Below are 12,562 nucleotides of genomic sequence, written 5' to 3'. Positions count from 1 at the left end.
GGCTCCGGCCGCTCCGGCCCCCGCCCCCGCTCCGGCTCCGGCTCCGGCTCCGGCTCCGGTGTCCGCACCGGCTCCGGCTCCGGCCCCCGCGTCGGTGGCTCCGGCCGCCCCGGTCGCCGCTCCGGCTCCGGTCGCCCAGGCCCCGTCGATCGCCCCGGCCGTCGTCACCCCGGTTCCGGCGACCCCCGCGGCGGCTCCGGCCGCGCCCGCGGAGGACGGCGCGTACGTGACCCCGCTGGTCCGCAAGCTCGCCACCGAGAACGGTGTCGACCTGGCGGCCGTCAAGGGTTCGGGCGTCGGCGGCCGTATCCGCAAGCAGGACGTCCTCGCGGCCGCCGAGGCCAAGAAGGCCGCCCAGGCCCCCGTCGCCGCCGCCCCCGCGGCCGCGCCGAAGGCCCCGGCCCTCGAGGTCTCCCCGCTGCGCGGTCAGACCGTCAAGATGACCCGCATGCGCAAGGTCATCGGCGACAACATGATGAAGGCGCTGCACGGCCAGGCCCAGCTGACCTCGGTCGTCGAGGTCGACATCACCAAGCTGATGAAGCTGCGCGGCCGCGCGAAGGACGCCTTCGCCGCCCGTGAGGGCGTCAAGCTCTCCCCGATGCCGTTCTTCGTGAAGGCGGCGGCCCAGGCGCTGAAGGCCCACCCGGTCATCAACGCCCGGATCAACGAGGACGAGGGCACGATCACCTACTTCGACACCGAGAACATCGGTATCGCGGTGGACTCCGAGAAGGGTCTGATGACCCCGGTCATCAAGGGTGCGGGCGACCTCAACATCGCCGGCATCTCGAAGAAGACCGCGGAGCTGGCCGGCGCCGTGCGCGCCAGCAAGATCACCCCGGACGACCTGGCCGGTGCGACCTTCACCATCTCCAACACCGGTTCGCGCGGCGCGCTGTTCGACACGATCATCGTGCCCCCGAACCAGGTCGCCATCCTGGGCATCGGCGCCACCGTGCGCCGTCCGGTCGTCATCAACCACCCGGACCTGGGTGAGACGATCGCGATCCGCGACATGACGTACGTCGCGCTGTCCTACGACCACCGTCTGGTGGACGGCGCCGACGCCGCCCGCTACCTGACCTCGGTCAAGGCGATCCTCGAGGCCGGCGAGTTCGAGAACGACCTCGGTCTGTAGGGCTCACGCCGAAAGGCAACGTAACGAGCCTCACCTGCGGCGCCCCCGCCCGGAAGTGTTTCCGGACGGGGGCGCCGCCGTATTGTCTTTAGAGTCAACACTCCCCGAGGAGCCGCTTCATGACCGTCCCCGTCGTCCACTCGCTGCGCGAGCAGATCCGCGAGCACATCGTGGAGGGGATCGTCAGCGGCCGCTGGAAGCCGGGCGAGCGGATCGTGGAGCGCCGGATCGCGACCGAGCTGGAGGTCAGCCAGACTCCCGTGCGCGAGGCGCTGCGCGAGCTGGAGTCGCTGCGGCTGATCGAGTCGGCGCCGAACAAGGGCGTCCGGGTCCGCAATCTGACCGCCGCCGACCTGGAGGAGAGCTACCCCGTACGCGCCGGTCTGGAGCAGATCGCGGCCGAGCTCGCGGCCGGGCGGCTCGCGTCGGACTGCTCGACCCTGGAGCCGCACGTGGCGGCGCTGTACGAGGCGGACGCGGCCGCCGACGGGACGGCGCAGGTGCGGCACACGGTGGCCTTCCACCGGGAGCTGGTGAAGGCCGCCGGGAACGCCGTGCTGCTGCACACCTGGGAGACGCTCGGCATCGAGGTCTTCACGGCCCTGTCGATCCGCTGGCTCGGCACGGTCCAGAAGTCGTACGCGGAGGAGCACCAGGAGCTGGTGGAGGCCTTCCGCCGGGGCGACCCGAACATCGGCGCGCTGGTGAAGGCGCACGTGCTGGGCTGCGCGCCGCGCGCCTGAGGGCCTCCCTCCGGGCTCCTCGCCCCTCGTTCCGGGCCCTTCGGCCCTCATTCCTCCTTCCTCCGCCCTCACTCGCGCCTCATGGGGCGGTAGCGGAACGTAGCGGGTCCACCCCTCCGGGTGGGCCCGCTCATTCGTGCGAGCACCCCCTCAGAAAGCGGCTCCCACCTGCGAAAACAAGGCACCGGGTGCCCTGTTTCGCGGCACCCTGTGCCGACTTTCTCGATACCGAGAGGTTTTCCCCTTCAACCCTTTGATCGATCATCGATCGTCGGTTTACAGTCTTCGGCGGGCCGCTACCCGGCCCTTCGCCCTGTCCTGCCAGACAAGGCACCCCTTCTCCACCCCCACCTGTCCGGAAGGCGGCGATCATGACCGATCCCGTAGGCAAGATTCCGAGCGAGCTCGACCAGCTCCCGGACCGTGACACCGAGGAGACCGCCGAGTGGGCGGCCTCCCTGGACGCCGTCACCAAGGCCGCCGGCCCCCACCGGGCCGCCTACCTGATGCGCCGCACGCTGCAGCACGCCGAGGGCGCGGGCCTGGCCCTGCCCAAGCTGCTGGAGACGGACTACGTCAACACCATCCCGACCTCCGCCGAGCCGACGGGCGCCGCCTTCGACGGCGACGAGGCCATGGAGCGCCGGATCACCGCCTGGAACCGCTGGAACGCGGCCGCGATGGTCACCCGCGGCTCCAAGTACGGCGTCGGCGGTCACATCGCCACGTTCGCGTCGGCCGCCTGGCTGTACGAGACCGGCTTCAACCACTTCTTCAAGGGCAAGGAAGCCGACGGTTCCGGCGACCAGCTCTACATCCAGGGTCACGCCGCGCCCGGCATCTACGCCCGCGCGTTCCTGGACGGGCGCCTCGACGAGGCCCACCTCGACAACTTCCGGCAGGAGTCCGGCGGCAACGGTCTGCCCTCCTACCCGCACCCGCGCCGCCTGCCCTGGCTGTGGGAGTTCCCGACCGTCTCCATGGGTCTGGGCCCGCTCTCCGCGATCTACCAGGCGCGCTTCAACCGTTACCTGACCAACCGCGCCATCAAGGACGTCTCCGCCTCGCACGTGTGGGCGTTCCTCGGTGACGGCGAGATGGACGAGCCCGAGTCGACCGCGGCCCTCGCTCTGGCCGCCCGCGAGGGTCTGGACAACCTGACCTTCGTCATCAACTGCAACCTGCAGCGCCTCGACGGCCCGGTCCGCGCCAACTTCAAGATCGTGCAGGAGCTGGAGGCCCAGTTCCGCGGCGCCGGCTGGAACGTCGTGAAGTCGCTGTGGGGCAACGCCTGGGACGAGCTGTTCGCGCTCGACACCACCGGCGCCCTGGTCCGCCGCCTCCGCGAGGTGCCGGACGCGCAGGTCCAGACGTACCAGACCCGCGACGCCGCCTACATCCGCCAGGACTTCTTCGGCAAGGACCCGGCGCTCGTCGCGATGGCGCAGCTGCTGAGCGACGACAAGATCCTCGAGTGCTTCCACCTCTCCCGCGGTGGCCACGAGCCGCGCAAGGTGTACGCCGCGTACAAGGCCGCCGTGGAGTTCAAGGGCGCGCCGACGGTCATCCTCGCGCAGACCGTCAAGGGCTTCACCCTCGGTGAGGGCTTCGCGTCGAAGAACGCGAACCACCAGATGAAGAAGCTCTCGAACGACGAGTTCAAGAACATGCGCGACCTGCTCGAGCTGCCCATCTCGGACGCGCAGTTCGCCGACGGCCAGGTCCCCTACGGTCACCCCGGCGCCGACTCCCCCGAGGTCCGCTACCTCCAGGAGCGCCGCGCGGCGCTCGGCGGCCCGGCCCCGGCCCGTCGCACCCACGCGATCGCCCCGCTGCCGGCCCCGGCCGAGAAGGCCTTCACCGCCTTCGACAAGGGCTCCGGCTCCCAGTCGATGGCGACGACGATGGCGTTCGTCCGTCTGATCAAGGACCTGATCCGCGACAAGGAGACCGGCAGGCGCTGGGTCCCGATCGTCCCGGACGAGGCCCGTACCTTCGGTATGGAGTCGCTCTTCCCGTCGCTCGGCATCTACTCGCCGAAGGGCCAGACGTACGAGCCGGTCGACCGCGACCAGCTGATGTACTACAAGGAGGCCGTCAACGGCCAGATCCTCAACGAGGGGATCACCGAGGCCGGTTCGATGGCCGACTTCATCGCCGCTTCCACCGCGTACTCCACGCACGGCGAGGCGATGATCCCGTTCTACATCTTCTACTCGATGTTCGGCTGGCAGCGGACCGCCGACCAGATGTGGCAGCTCGGCGACCAGCTCGGCCGCGGCTTCCTCGTCGGCGCCACCGCGGGCCGCACCACCCTGACCGGTGAGGGCCTCCAGCACGCCGACGGCCACTCGCCGGTGATCGCGGCGACCAACCCGGCGGCGCTGACGTACGACCCGGCGTTCGCCTACGAGGTCGCGGCCATCGTCAAGGAGGGTCTGCGCCGGATGTACGGCGAGGCCGCCGAGGGCGAGGACCAGAACGTCTTCTACTACCTGACGGTCTACAACGAGCCGATGCCGCAGCCCGCCAAGCCGGCCGGTATCGACGAGGGCATCGTCAAGGGCCTCTACCGCTTCAACACGGCGGAGTCCGCGGGCCTCGACCTCCCGGCGAACGCCTCGCGCATCCAGCTCCTCTCCTCCGGTACGGCCATCCACTGGGCCCTGGAGGCGCAGAAGCTGCTCGCCGCCGAGTGGGGCGTGGGCGCCGACGTGTGGTCCGCGACCTCCTGGACGGAGCTGCGGCGCGACGCGCTCGAGGCCGACGCGGCGCTGCTGCGCGGCGAGGAGCAGGTGCCGTACATCCGCAAGGCCCTGGAGGGCGTCGAGTCCCCGGTCCTCGCGGTCTCCGACTACATGCGCCAGGTCCCGGACCAGATCGCGCAGTGGGTCGAGCAGGACTGGTCCTCGCTCGGTGCCGACGGCTTCGGTCTGTCGGACACCCGTGACGCGGCCCGTCGCCACTTCGGTGTCGACGCGCAGTCGATCGTCGTCGCGGCCCTCGCCCAGCTCGCCCGTCGCGGCGAGGTCCCGGCCTCGGCCGTGAAGGAGGCGCGCGAGCGCTACGGCCTGTAGGCCCCGCACGGTTGTCGGTGCGGGCGCGCATGATGGGTTCATGCGCGCCGCCCGTCTGATCAAGCTGGTCCTGCTCCTCCAGTCCCGTCCTTCCATGACGGCGGCCGAACTCGCCGCCGAGCTGGAGGTGTCGGAGCGCACCATCACCCGCGATGCCCTCGCCCTCTCCGAGGCGGGGGTTCCGGTGTATGCGGACCGGGGCAGGAGCGGTGGGTACCGGCTCGTCGGCGGCTACCGGACACGGCTGACGGGTCTGGCGCGCGGCGAGGCCGAGGCGCTCTTCCTGTCCGGACTGCCCGGCGCGCTGCGGGACATGGGTCTGGAGGACGCGGCCTCGGCGGCCCGGCTCAAGGTGTCCGCGGCCCTGCTGCCCTCGCTGCGCGACGCCCCGGACGCGGTGGCGCAGCGCTTTCTCCTCGACGCGCCGGGCTGGTACCAGGAGCCGGAGACACCGGAGATGCTGCCGCCGATCGCGGACGCGGTCTGGGACGACCGGATGATGTCCGCCCGCTACCGGCGGGGCGACCGTGAGGTGGAGCGCGAACTCGCCCCGTACGGCCTGGTCCTGAAGGCGGGCGTCTGGTACCTGTGCGCGCGTTCCGGTGCGGCGTTCCGTACCTACCGGGTGGACCGCTTCACGGCCGTCGCCCTGTCCGGGGACCGGTTCGTGCGGGACGAGACGTTCGCCCTGGCGGAGTTCTGGGCCGAGCGCGCGGCGGAGTTCGCCCGGTCGATCCTGCGCGCCGAGGTCGTCGTACGGCTCACGGAGGCGGGGGCCGTCGGGCTGCCGCACGTCATGGACCGCGTGGCCGCCGATGAGGCGCTCGCGGCGGGGACGCGGGACGCGGACGGCCGGGTGACGGCGACGGTCCCGGTGGAGAGCGAGGAGGTCGCCTTCGTGCAGCTGCTCGCCCTGGGCGCGGAGGCCGAGGTGCTGGCCCCGGCCTCCTTGCGCGCCCGCTTCGGCGAGGCGGCCGACGCGATGGCCGCGCTCTACCGGTGACCGGCGCCGTCCGGTCGCCGTTCCCGCCCGGTCGCCTGTCGCCGTTCCCGCCGGGTCGTCTCCCGCCCGGCGGACCCGGTCACCGGTAGTCGTCGACGTCCGGCTCGCCCTTCTCGTCGGCGAGCATGAAGCCCCACGCGTCCGGCCGCGAGCCGTCCGCGTCGGTGAAGCCGTACTCCCCCGCGAGCTGTCCGCTGGAGAGCGACCGGCCGTTCCAGCGGTGCCGGTCGGGGTCGGCGGCGAGGGCGGCGACGGCGCGTCCCACGTACACCGGGGACTCCGCGATCGCGAAGCCGGGGATCTTCTCGACGGCGTCGCGCCAGTTCTCCTCGGTGACGCCGAACGCGGCGAGCATCTGCTCGGACCGGAGCCAGCCGGGGGTGAGGCAGACCGCCGTGCCGCCGTGCTCCTCCAGTTCTTCGCCGAGGCCGAAGGCCATCCGGATCGGGGCGTTCTTCGCGAGGTCGTAGAAGAGGTTCTCGCGGAATCGGGGGCCGTTGTACTCGGCGGTGCCGTCGGTGACCTCGACGACGAGACCGCCCCGGTGGCGGATGAGCAGCGGCAGCGCCGTGTGCGAGGTGATGACGTGCGTCCGCACGCCCAGTTCGAGCATGCGGAGGCCGCCGGTGAGGTCGTTCTCCCAGGTCTTCTTCCCGAAGACGAGGAGGTGCTCACCGCCCCACACGTCGTTGACGAGGACGTCGAGCCGCCCCCGCTCCCGGTCGATCCGGTCGACCAGCGCCCGGACCTGCTCGACCTCCAGGTGGTCGGTGGGGACGGCGATGCCCTCGCCGCCGGCCGCCGTCACCAGTTCGGCGGTCTCCTCGATGGTCTCGGTCGCCCGGCCGACCTCGCTGACCTTCTCCCGGGTGGTCCGCCCGGTGACGTACACCGTGGCGCCCGCCGCGCCGAGCTGGACGGCGATGGCCCGTCCGGCCCCCCGGGTGGCCCCGGCGACCAGGCAGATCCGTCCCCGCAGGGGCTTCGTCTCGTTCGTCTCCGTCGTCATGGTCACCAGACTGGCAGGAAAGTACGACACCTTCTGTCCGGATTCATTTCGGGCTTTCCGGGTGCGTCGCACCTCCCGAGCCACGATGCTGGTGCCGTGATGGACGAGACGGAGTTCTGGGAGATCATCGACGCCAGCCGCGCGGACGCCGAGGGCGACCCCGAGGAACAGGCCGATCTGCTCGTGGAACGGCTGACCCGGCTGGACCCCGACTCCGTGCTCGACTACGCACGCCATTTCGAGGCCCGCTACAACCGCGCGTACCTGTGGGATCTGTGGGGTGCGACGGCCGTGCTGTTCGACGGGGCGGGCGACGAGACCTTCGACTCGTTCCGCTGCTGGCTCATCGGCCAGGGCCGGGAGATCTACGAGGGCGCGGTGCACGATCCGGACGCGCTGGCGGAGCTGCTCGACGACTTCGATCTGGAGATCGACGGGGACGGTGAGGAGATCGGTTTCGCGGCGGACGAGGCGTACGAAGCGCTGACCGGTGCCGAGACCCCCGACCTGGGCATCCCGATGCCGGGCGGGGAGCCGCTGGGCGCCCCGTTCGACCTGGACGACGACGCGGTGCTCGCGGCGCGCTTCCCGCGGCTGTGGGAGCGCTTCGGAGCCTCCTGAGCAAGGACGCCTCCGGGGCGGCCCGGACACGGACGGGGGTACGGACCCACGGACGGGGGTACGGACCCGGGGGCCGTCCCACCCCGGGTCCGTACCGGTCCGCCGACCCGCTCACGCGGGCCGTTCCCCGGCCGGCTCTCACGGCCCGCCGCTCACTCGGCCCGCCGCTCCCTCGACCGGCTCTCCCGGCCGGAGGGCCGGGAGGAGACGTCGTGGGCGCTCGTCAGAAGTGCGTTCCGCCGTCGACGCGGACCTCGGTGCCGGTGATGAACCTCCCGTCCTCGCTCGCCAGCATCGCGACGACGCCGGCGACGGTCTCGGGGCCCGCGAAGCCCTGGCCGAGGGCGGGCGCGAGCTTCGCGAAGAGCGACCAGTCGGTGTCCTCGGGCAGGCCGGGGCCGATCGACTGCTTGCTGGCGCCGCTGCCGTCGGTCATGCCGGAGGAGATGGAGCCGGGCTGGACGGCGGTGAAGCGGATGCCCTGCTTGGCGTACTCGGCGGCGAGGGCGTGGGTCATCGACTGGATGCCGCCCTTGCTGGCCGCGTAGGCCGCCATGTAGGGGTGGGCGAACATCGCGGAGGTGGAGGAGAAGTTCACGACGGCGGAGCCGTCGCCCTCCAGGAGGGCGGGTATCGCCTCGCGGATCACCAGGAAGGTGCCGGTGAGGTTGATCCGTACGACCTGTTCGAAGGAGTCAAGGCTCGTCTCGTGGGTGTGCGAGGAGCGCAGGATGCCGGCCGCGTTGACGAGGACGTCGAGCCCGCCGAGCGCCTCGACTGCGGCGGCGACACCCGCGCGTACGGAGGCCTCGTCGGCGACGTTCAGAACGACGGTGGTGAGGCGGTCGGCGGCGTCGCCGGCCTTGGCGACGGTGTCCTTGAGGCCGTCCTCGCTGATGTCGGCGGCGACGACCCGGCCACCCTCGGCGAGCATGCGCAGGACGGTGGCCTGGCCGATGCCGGAGCCGCCGCCGGTGATGAGGGCGCGGCGTCCTTCGTAACGGGTCAGCTGGTTCATGGCGGCAACCTCTCGATGTCGAACTTCCGGGGAACGCCGCCACCGTACGCCCAAGTGGCACGTTTTGCCATAGCTGCATGTTGTGCACATACGGCAGCGGCGGGCGTACGCTTCGTACGGTGAGCACCAAGCCCGAGGGCGCCACGCCCCCCACCCGGACGCTGACGGAGCGCCGCAAGGCGGCCACCCAGCTGGACATCGCGCGCGCCGCCGCCGAGCTCTTCACCGAGCACGGCCCCGACGGCACCACGGCCGAGGACATCGCCCTGCGGGCCGGGGTCGCCCTGCGCACCTTCTACCGGTACTTCCGCTCCAAGCAGGACGCCGTGGCCCCGCTCCTCGCGGGCGGCGGCGACCGCTGGCGCGAACAACTCGCCGCGACGGAGCCGGGGGCCGCCCTGCCCGAGGCCCTGGAACGCTCGATCGCGGCCTCGCTGACGCCCGGGGACGCGGCGGCGGAGGAGGGGCTGCGCTGGACACGGGGGCTGCTGCGCGCGGCCGTCGAGGACCCGGCGCTCCGGGCCGTCTGGTACCGGGTCAACCAGGAGTCCGAGGAGCGGCTGCGCGAGGTCGTCGCCGGGCTCGCGGGGCCGGCCGCCGACCCGCTGGAGGTACGGCTCGCGGCGGCGGCGGCCACCGATGCCATCCGGATCGCGCTGGAGAGCTGGGCGGAGACGGACGCGCCGGTACGGGGCGACGGCGCCCCGGCGGAACTCGCGGTCCGGTGCCTGCGCGAGCTGATGGGCGGGATGAGACTGCTGAACCCTTAGGCGATCAGCGGGGGGAGCGAGCGGGTCGGCCGTCGTCCGGTGGAAGCTGCGGGCGGATCAGCGGGGGTCGAGCGCGCGGCCCATGAGGATGTCGTCCACGTACGCCCCGCCCAGGAACATCTCGCCCGGCAGCACTCCCTCGACCGCGAAGCCCTCGGAGGCGTAGAGCGCGCGGGCCGGGGCGTTGTGGCCGAGCACCCGCAGCGTCATCCGGACGGCGCCGTCCGCCCGCGCCCTGTCCATCGCGGCCCGCAGCAGCGCCCGCGCCACCCCGCGGCCCCGGGCGGACTCGGCCACGACGAGGCCCTGGATCTGGCGGACGTGGGCGGTGGCGGCGAGCGGCGTCGGCGGCACGATGCGGATGTAGCCGACGACCGCGCCCCCGCCCACCGCGAGCAGGTAGTCCCCGGGCAGGTGGCGGGCGTCGAAGAAGGGCTCGTACGGCGGGGCCGGGGCGGGCAGGACCGCGTGCAGGGTCGACCAGGCGGCCCGGTCGAGCGCGCCGAGGACCTCGGCGTCCCCGGGTTCGGCGGTACGTATCGACAACTCCGGCACGATCATGGCGCCACTCTGCCACGCACCGGCCCCGGAAGGGCAGGATGGTCACCATGCAGCGTTCCGCCACCCGCAAGCGTGTCGCCGTCACCGGCGCCACCGGGCTCATCGGCTCCGCCCTCGTCCGCTCCCTGCGCACCGACGGCCACGACGTCCTCCGGCTCGTCCGCCGGCCCGCCCGGACCGCCGACGAGGTCGAGTGGGACCCGAAGCGGCTGTACGTGGACGCCGCCGGACTCGTCGGCGTGGACTCCGTCGTCCATCTGGCGGGCGCCGGGGTCGGCGAACGCCGCTGGACCGAGGCGTACAAGCAGGAGATCCGGGACAGCCGGGTGCTCGGCACGACGGCGATCGCCCAGGCCCTCGCCTCGCTCGCGGAGCCGCCGGAGAGCCTGGTCTGCGGCACGGCGCTCGGCTGGTACGGGGACACCGGCAGCCGCGCCGTCGACGAGAGCGCCCCCGCCGGCACCGGCTTCCTGCCCTCGGTCTGTGTGGAGTGGGAGGCCGCCGCGGCCCCCGCCGAGGAGGCCGGCATCCGTGTCACCTACGCCCGCACCGGCCTCGTGGTGGCCCGCGAGGGCGGGGCCTGGGGGCGACTCTTCCCGATCTTCCGCGCCGGACTCGGCGGACGGATGGGCGACGGCAGCCAGTACTGGTCGTTCATCTCCCTCCACGACGAGGTGGCCGCGCTGCGCCATCTCGTCGACACCCCCTCGCTCTCCGGCCCGGTGAACCTGACGGCGCCCGAGCCGGTCACCAACCGCGAGGTCACGGCGGCGATGGGCCGGGTGCTGCGTCGGCCGACCCTTCTCACGGTGCCCGCGCCCGCCCTGAAGGCCGTGCTCGGCGACTTCGCGCAGGACGTGCTGGGCAGTCAGCGGGTGCTGCCGGGGCGCCTGTTGGAGACCGGTTTCGACTTCGCGTTCCCGACGATCGACGACTCGATCAGGGCGGCGGCCGGCTGAACGGCGGCCGCGCGGCGGGCCCGACCGGCGCCCGCCTCCCCCTCCTTCCTCCCTTCCCTGCGCTCCCCCGTGCCGCACGCACCCCCGGTGCGCGCGGCTGGCACCCGTGGGAGCGCTGCCTAGGCTCGACACGAACGGCGAACTCGGGCATTCCGGAGGCTCGTTGGGGGCATAGGCCTCCCACTGGCCGCGCCGACCTGGGGAGGGGCACGTGCTCAACAGCGCAGACAGCGCAAGGACCGCACAGCGTACGGACGTCGTGGAAGCCGTCGACGTCGTCATCGTGGGAGCCGGGGTCGCGGGACTCGCCGCCGCCCACCGGCTCACCGCCGCCGGACTCTCCGTCGCCGTCCTGGAGGCGGAACCGCGTATCGGGGGCCGGATGGCGACCGAGACCGTCGACGGCTTCCTGCTCGACCGGGTGGGGCCGCTGCTCACCCAGTCGTACGAGGAGCTGAGGGCCGTCCCGGGGCTCGACGGCCTCGTGCTGCGCCCCTTCGCGCCGGGGGTGCTCGTGCACAGCGACGGCCGGTACGCGCGGTGGGGCGCCCCGCACCCGCGCCGGGCGGCCGTGGGGCACCGGGCCACGGGGCACCGAAGCGTGGGGGGAGCGTTCAGCGTGGCACGCGCCCTCGCGAGCGCCCCCCGTCATCCGGCCGCCTCGCTCGACCAGGCGCGGCTCGGGGCCTCCCTCGTCCGGCTCGCCGCGACGCCGACGCAGCGGCTCCTCGCCCGGCCCGAACGGACCGCCCGCGAGGCCCTCACCGCCCGGCTGCCCGCCCGGACCGTGCAGGGGGTGCTGCGGCCGCTGCTCGCGGCGCTCCTCGGCGACCCGGACCTCGGGATGTCGAGCCGCCACGCGGACCTCGCGCTGCGCGCCTTCGCCCGGGGGCGGCTGGCCGTTCCCGAGGGCGGTGCGGCGGCGCTCCCCGAGCGGCTGGCGGCGGCGCTGCCGCCCGGCACGGTCCGTACCGGAATCCGGGTCACGGAGGCGTCCGTCTCGCGGGTCACGACGGCGGAGCACGGCGTGTTCCGGTGCCGGTCCATGGTGCTCGCCACGGGGGCGCGGACGGCGGCCGAGCTCCTGCCCGGACTGCGGACGCCGGCCTTCCACTCCGTGACGGTGCTGCACCACACGGCGCCGGTGGCGCCGTGTGGGGACCCGACCCTGCTCCTGGAGTCCGACCCGGGCGGGCCGGTGTCCCACACCGCCGTGATGAGCGCGGTCGACCCGGGGCGGGCGCCGGCGGACCGGACCCTGATCACCTCGACGTTGCTCGGCACACCGCCGGACGACACGGAACGGCGGGTCCGCAAGCACCTCGCCACGCTGTACGGCACGTCGACCGACGAATGGGAGCTGCTCGCCCTTCACCACACGCCGGACGCGGTCCCGGCGATGACGCCCCCGCACGACGCGAGCCGCTCGGTGCGGCTGCTGGCCGGCCTGTACGTCTGCGGCGACCACCGGGCCACGAGCACGGCCCACGGCGCGCTCACCTCGGGCCACCGGGCGGCGGACGCGCTCCTGGCGGACCTGGGTGTCGCGGCCCCGTCGGGGGTGCCGGCGGCGGAGGCGGCCTGACGGGTCGGCGGCGCGGCGGATTCCCGCCGCCCCCGCAGGGGGCGGAACGGGTGGGGACGGCGGACGCCGCACCCT

11 protein-coding genes are annotated in these 12,562 nt (G+C 73.1%); 8 read left to right on the top strand and 3 right to left on the bottom strand.

Features of this window, described 5'->3' with window-relative positions:
• From sucB to IE311_RS30320, 4 genes are all read left to right on the top strand, one after another.
• Positions 1-1,141: 2-oxoglutarate dehydrogenase, E2 component, dihydrolipoamide succinyltransferase (sucB, locus tag IE311_RS30335; RefSeq protein ID WP_189835046.1), on the top strand; the 1,141-nt coding region annotated here is incomplete at its 5' end.
• A 119-nt stretch (positions 1,142-1,260) separates the two neighbouring features.
• The gene (locus tag IE311_RS30330) at positions 1,261-1,884 is read left to right on the top strand and encodes a GntR family transcriptional regulator (protein ID WP_189835045.1); all 624 of its coding nucleotides are present in this window, start codon (positions 1,261-1,263) and stop codon (positions 1,882-1,884) included.
• Positions 1,885-2,255: 371 nt separating this feature from the next.
• Positions 2,256-4,961, top strand: a complete 2,706-nt coding sequence (aceE, locus tag IE311_RS30325) for a pyruvate dehydrogenase (acetyl-transferring), homodimeric type (protein ID WP_189835044.1) — start codon at positions 2,256-2,258, stop codon at positions 4,959-4,961.
• 40 nt (positions 4,962-5,001) lie between these two features.
• On the top strand, positions 5,002-5,964 hold the full coding sequence (locus tag IE311_RS30320; protein WP_189835043.1) for a helix-turn-helix transcriptional regulator: 963 nt from the start codon (positions 5,002-5,004) through the stop codon (positions 5,962-5,964).
• Positions 5,965-6,043: 79 nt separating this feature from the next.
• Here IE311_RS30320 and IE311_RS30315 read toward each other — a convergent pair whose 3' ends face one another.
• A complete protein-coding gene (locus tag IE311_RS30315; RefSeq protein ID WP_189835042.1) occupies positions 6,044-6,973 on the bottom strand; it encodes an SDR family oxidoreductase in 930 nt (309 codons plus the stop codon).
• A gap of 99 nt (positions 6,974-7,072) precedes the next feature.
• Here IE311_RS30315 and IE311_RS30310 point away from each other — a divergent pair, with 99 nt between their 5' ends.
• Positions 7,073-7,594 carry a DUF4240 domain-containing protein gene (locus tag IE311_RS30310; RefSeq protein ID WP_189835050.1) on the top strand — a complete coding sequence of 174 codons (522 nt, stop codon included), beginning with the start codon at positions 7,073-7,075 and terminating at the stop codon, positions 7,592-7,594.
• A gap of 223 nt (positions 7,595-7,817) precedes the next feature.
• On the opposite strand, the gene IE311_RS30305 is transcribed toward IE311_RS30310, so the two are convergent.
• A complete protein-coding gene (locus IE311_RS30305; RefSeq protein WP_189835041.1) occupies positions 7,818-8,612 on the bottom strand; it encodes an SDR family NAD(P)-dependent oxidoreductase in 795 nt (264 codons plus the stop codon).
• Positions 8,613-8,731: 119 nt separating this feature from the next.
• On the opposite strand from IE311_RS30305, the gene IE311_RS30300 reads away from it, so the two are divergent.
• The gene (locus tag IE311_RS30300) at positions 8,732-9,382 is read left to right on the top strand and encodes a TetR/AcrR family transcriptional regulator (protein ID WP_189835040.1); all 651 of its coding nucleotides are present in this window, start codon (positions 8,732-8,734) and stop codon (positions 9,380-9,382) included.
• Positions 9,383-9,439: 57 nt separating this feature from the next.
• Here the strand turns inward: IE311_RS30300 and IE311_RS30295 are convergent, their stop codons facing one another.
• Positions 9,440-9,943, bottom strand: a complete 504-nt coding sequence (locus IE311_RS30295) for a GNAT family N-acetyltransferase (RefSeq protein WP_189835039.1) — start codon at positions 9,941-9,943, stop codon at positions 9,440-9,442.
• 38 nt (positions 9,944-9,981) lie between these two features.
• Between IE311_RS30295 and IE311_RS30290 the strand changes: the two genes are divergently transcribed.
• On the top strand, positions 9,982-10,902 hold the full coding sequence (locus tag IE311_RS30290) for a TIGR01777 family oxidoreductase (protein WP_189835038.1): 921 nt from the start codon (positions 9,982-9,984) through the stop codon (positions 10,900-10,902).
• 211 nt (positions 10,903-11,113) lie between these two features.
• Positions 11,114-12,487, top strand: coding sequence for an NAD(P)/FAD-dependent oxidoreductase (locus tag IE311_RS30285; protein WP_189835037.1), 1,374 nt, complete (start codon positions 11,114-11,116; stop codon positions 12,485-12,487).
• Positions 12,488-12,562: the final 75 nt, after the last annotated feature.

This window comes from Streptomyces zaomyceticus, assembly GCF_014656215.1.
Lineage (GTDB): Bacteria > Actinomycetota > Actinomycetes > Streptomycetales > Streptomycetaceae > Streptomyces > Streptomyces zaomyceticus.
This window is presented reverse-complemented; position numbering and strand designations above follow the sequence as displayed.

What these genes read in the sequence shown, in the direction of transcription:
- IE311_RS30330 (WP_189835045.1), top strand. Translation starts at nt 1,261, where the DNA reads ATGACCGTCCCCGTCGTCCACTCGCTGCGCGAGCAGATCCGCGAGCAC.
- IE311_RS30305 (WP_189835041.1), bottom strand. Translation starts at nt 8,612, where the DNA reads ATGAACCAGCTGACCCGTTACGAAGGACGCCGCGCCCTCATCACCGGC.
- IE311_RS30310 (WP_189835050.1), top strand. Translation starts at nt 7,073, where the DNA reads ATGGACGAGACGGAGTTCTGGGAGATCATCGACGCCAGCCGCGCGGAC.
- aceE (WP_189835044.1), top strand. Translation starts at nt 2,256, where the DNA reads ATGACCGATCCCGTAGGCAAGATTCCGAGCGAGCTCGACCAGCTCCCG.
- IE311_RS30315 (WP_189835042.1), bottom strand. Translation starts at nt 6,973, where the DNA reads ATGACGACGGAGACGAACGAGACGAAGCCCCTGCGGGGACGGATCTGC.
- IE311_RS30320 (WP_189835043.1), top strand. Translation starts at nt 5,002, where the DNA reads ATGCGCGCCGCCCGTCTGATCAAGCTGGTCCTGCTCCTCCAGTCCCGT.
- IE311_RS30290 (WP_189835038.1), top strand. Translation starts at nt 9,982, where the DNA reads ATGGTCACCATGCAGCGTTCCGCCACCCGCAAGCGTGTCGCCGTCACC.
- IE311_RS30295 (WP_189835039.1), bottom strand. Translation starts at nt 9,943, where the DNA reads ATGATCGTGCCGGAGTTGTCGATACGTACCGCCGAACCCGGGGACGCC.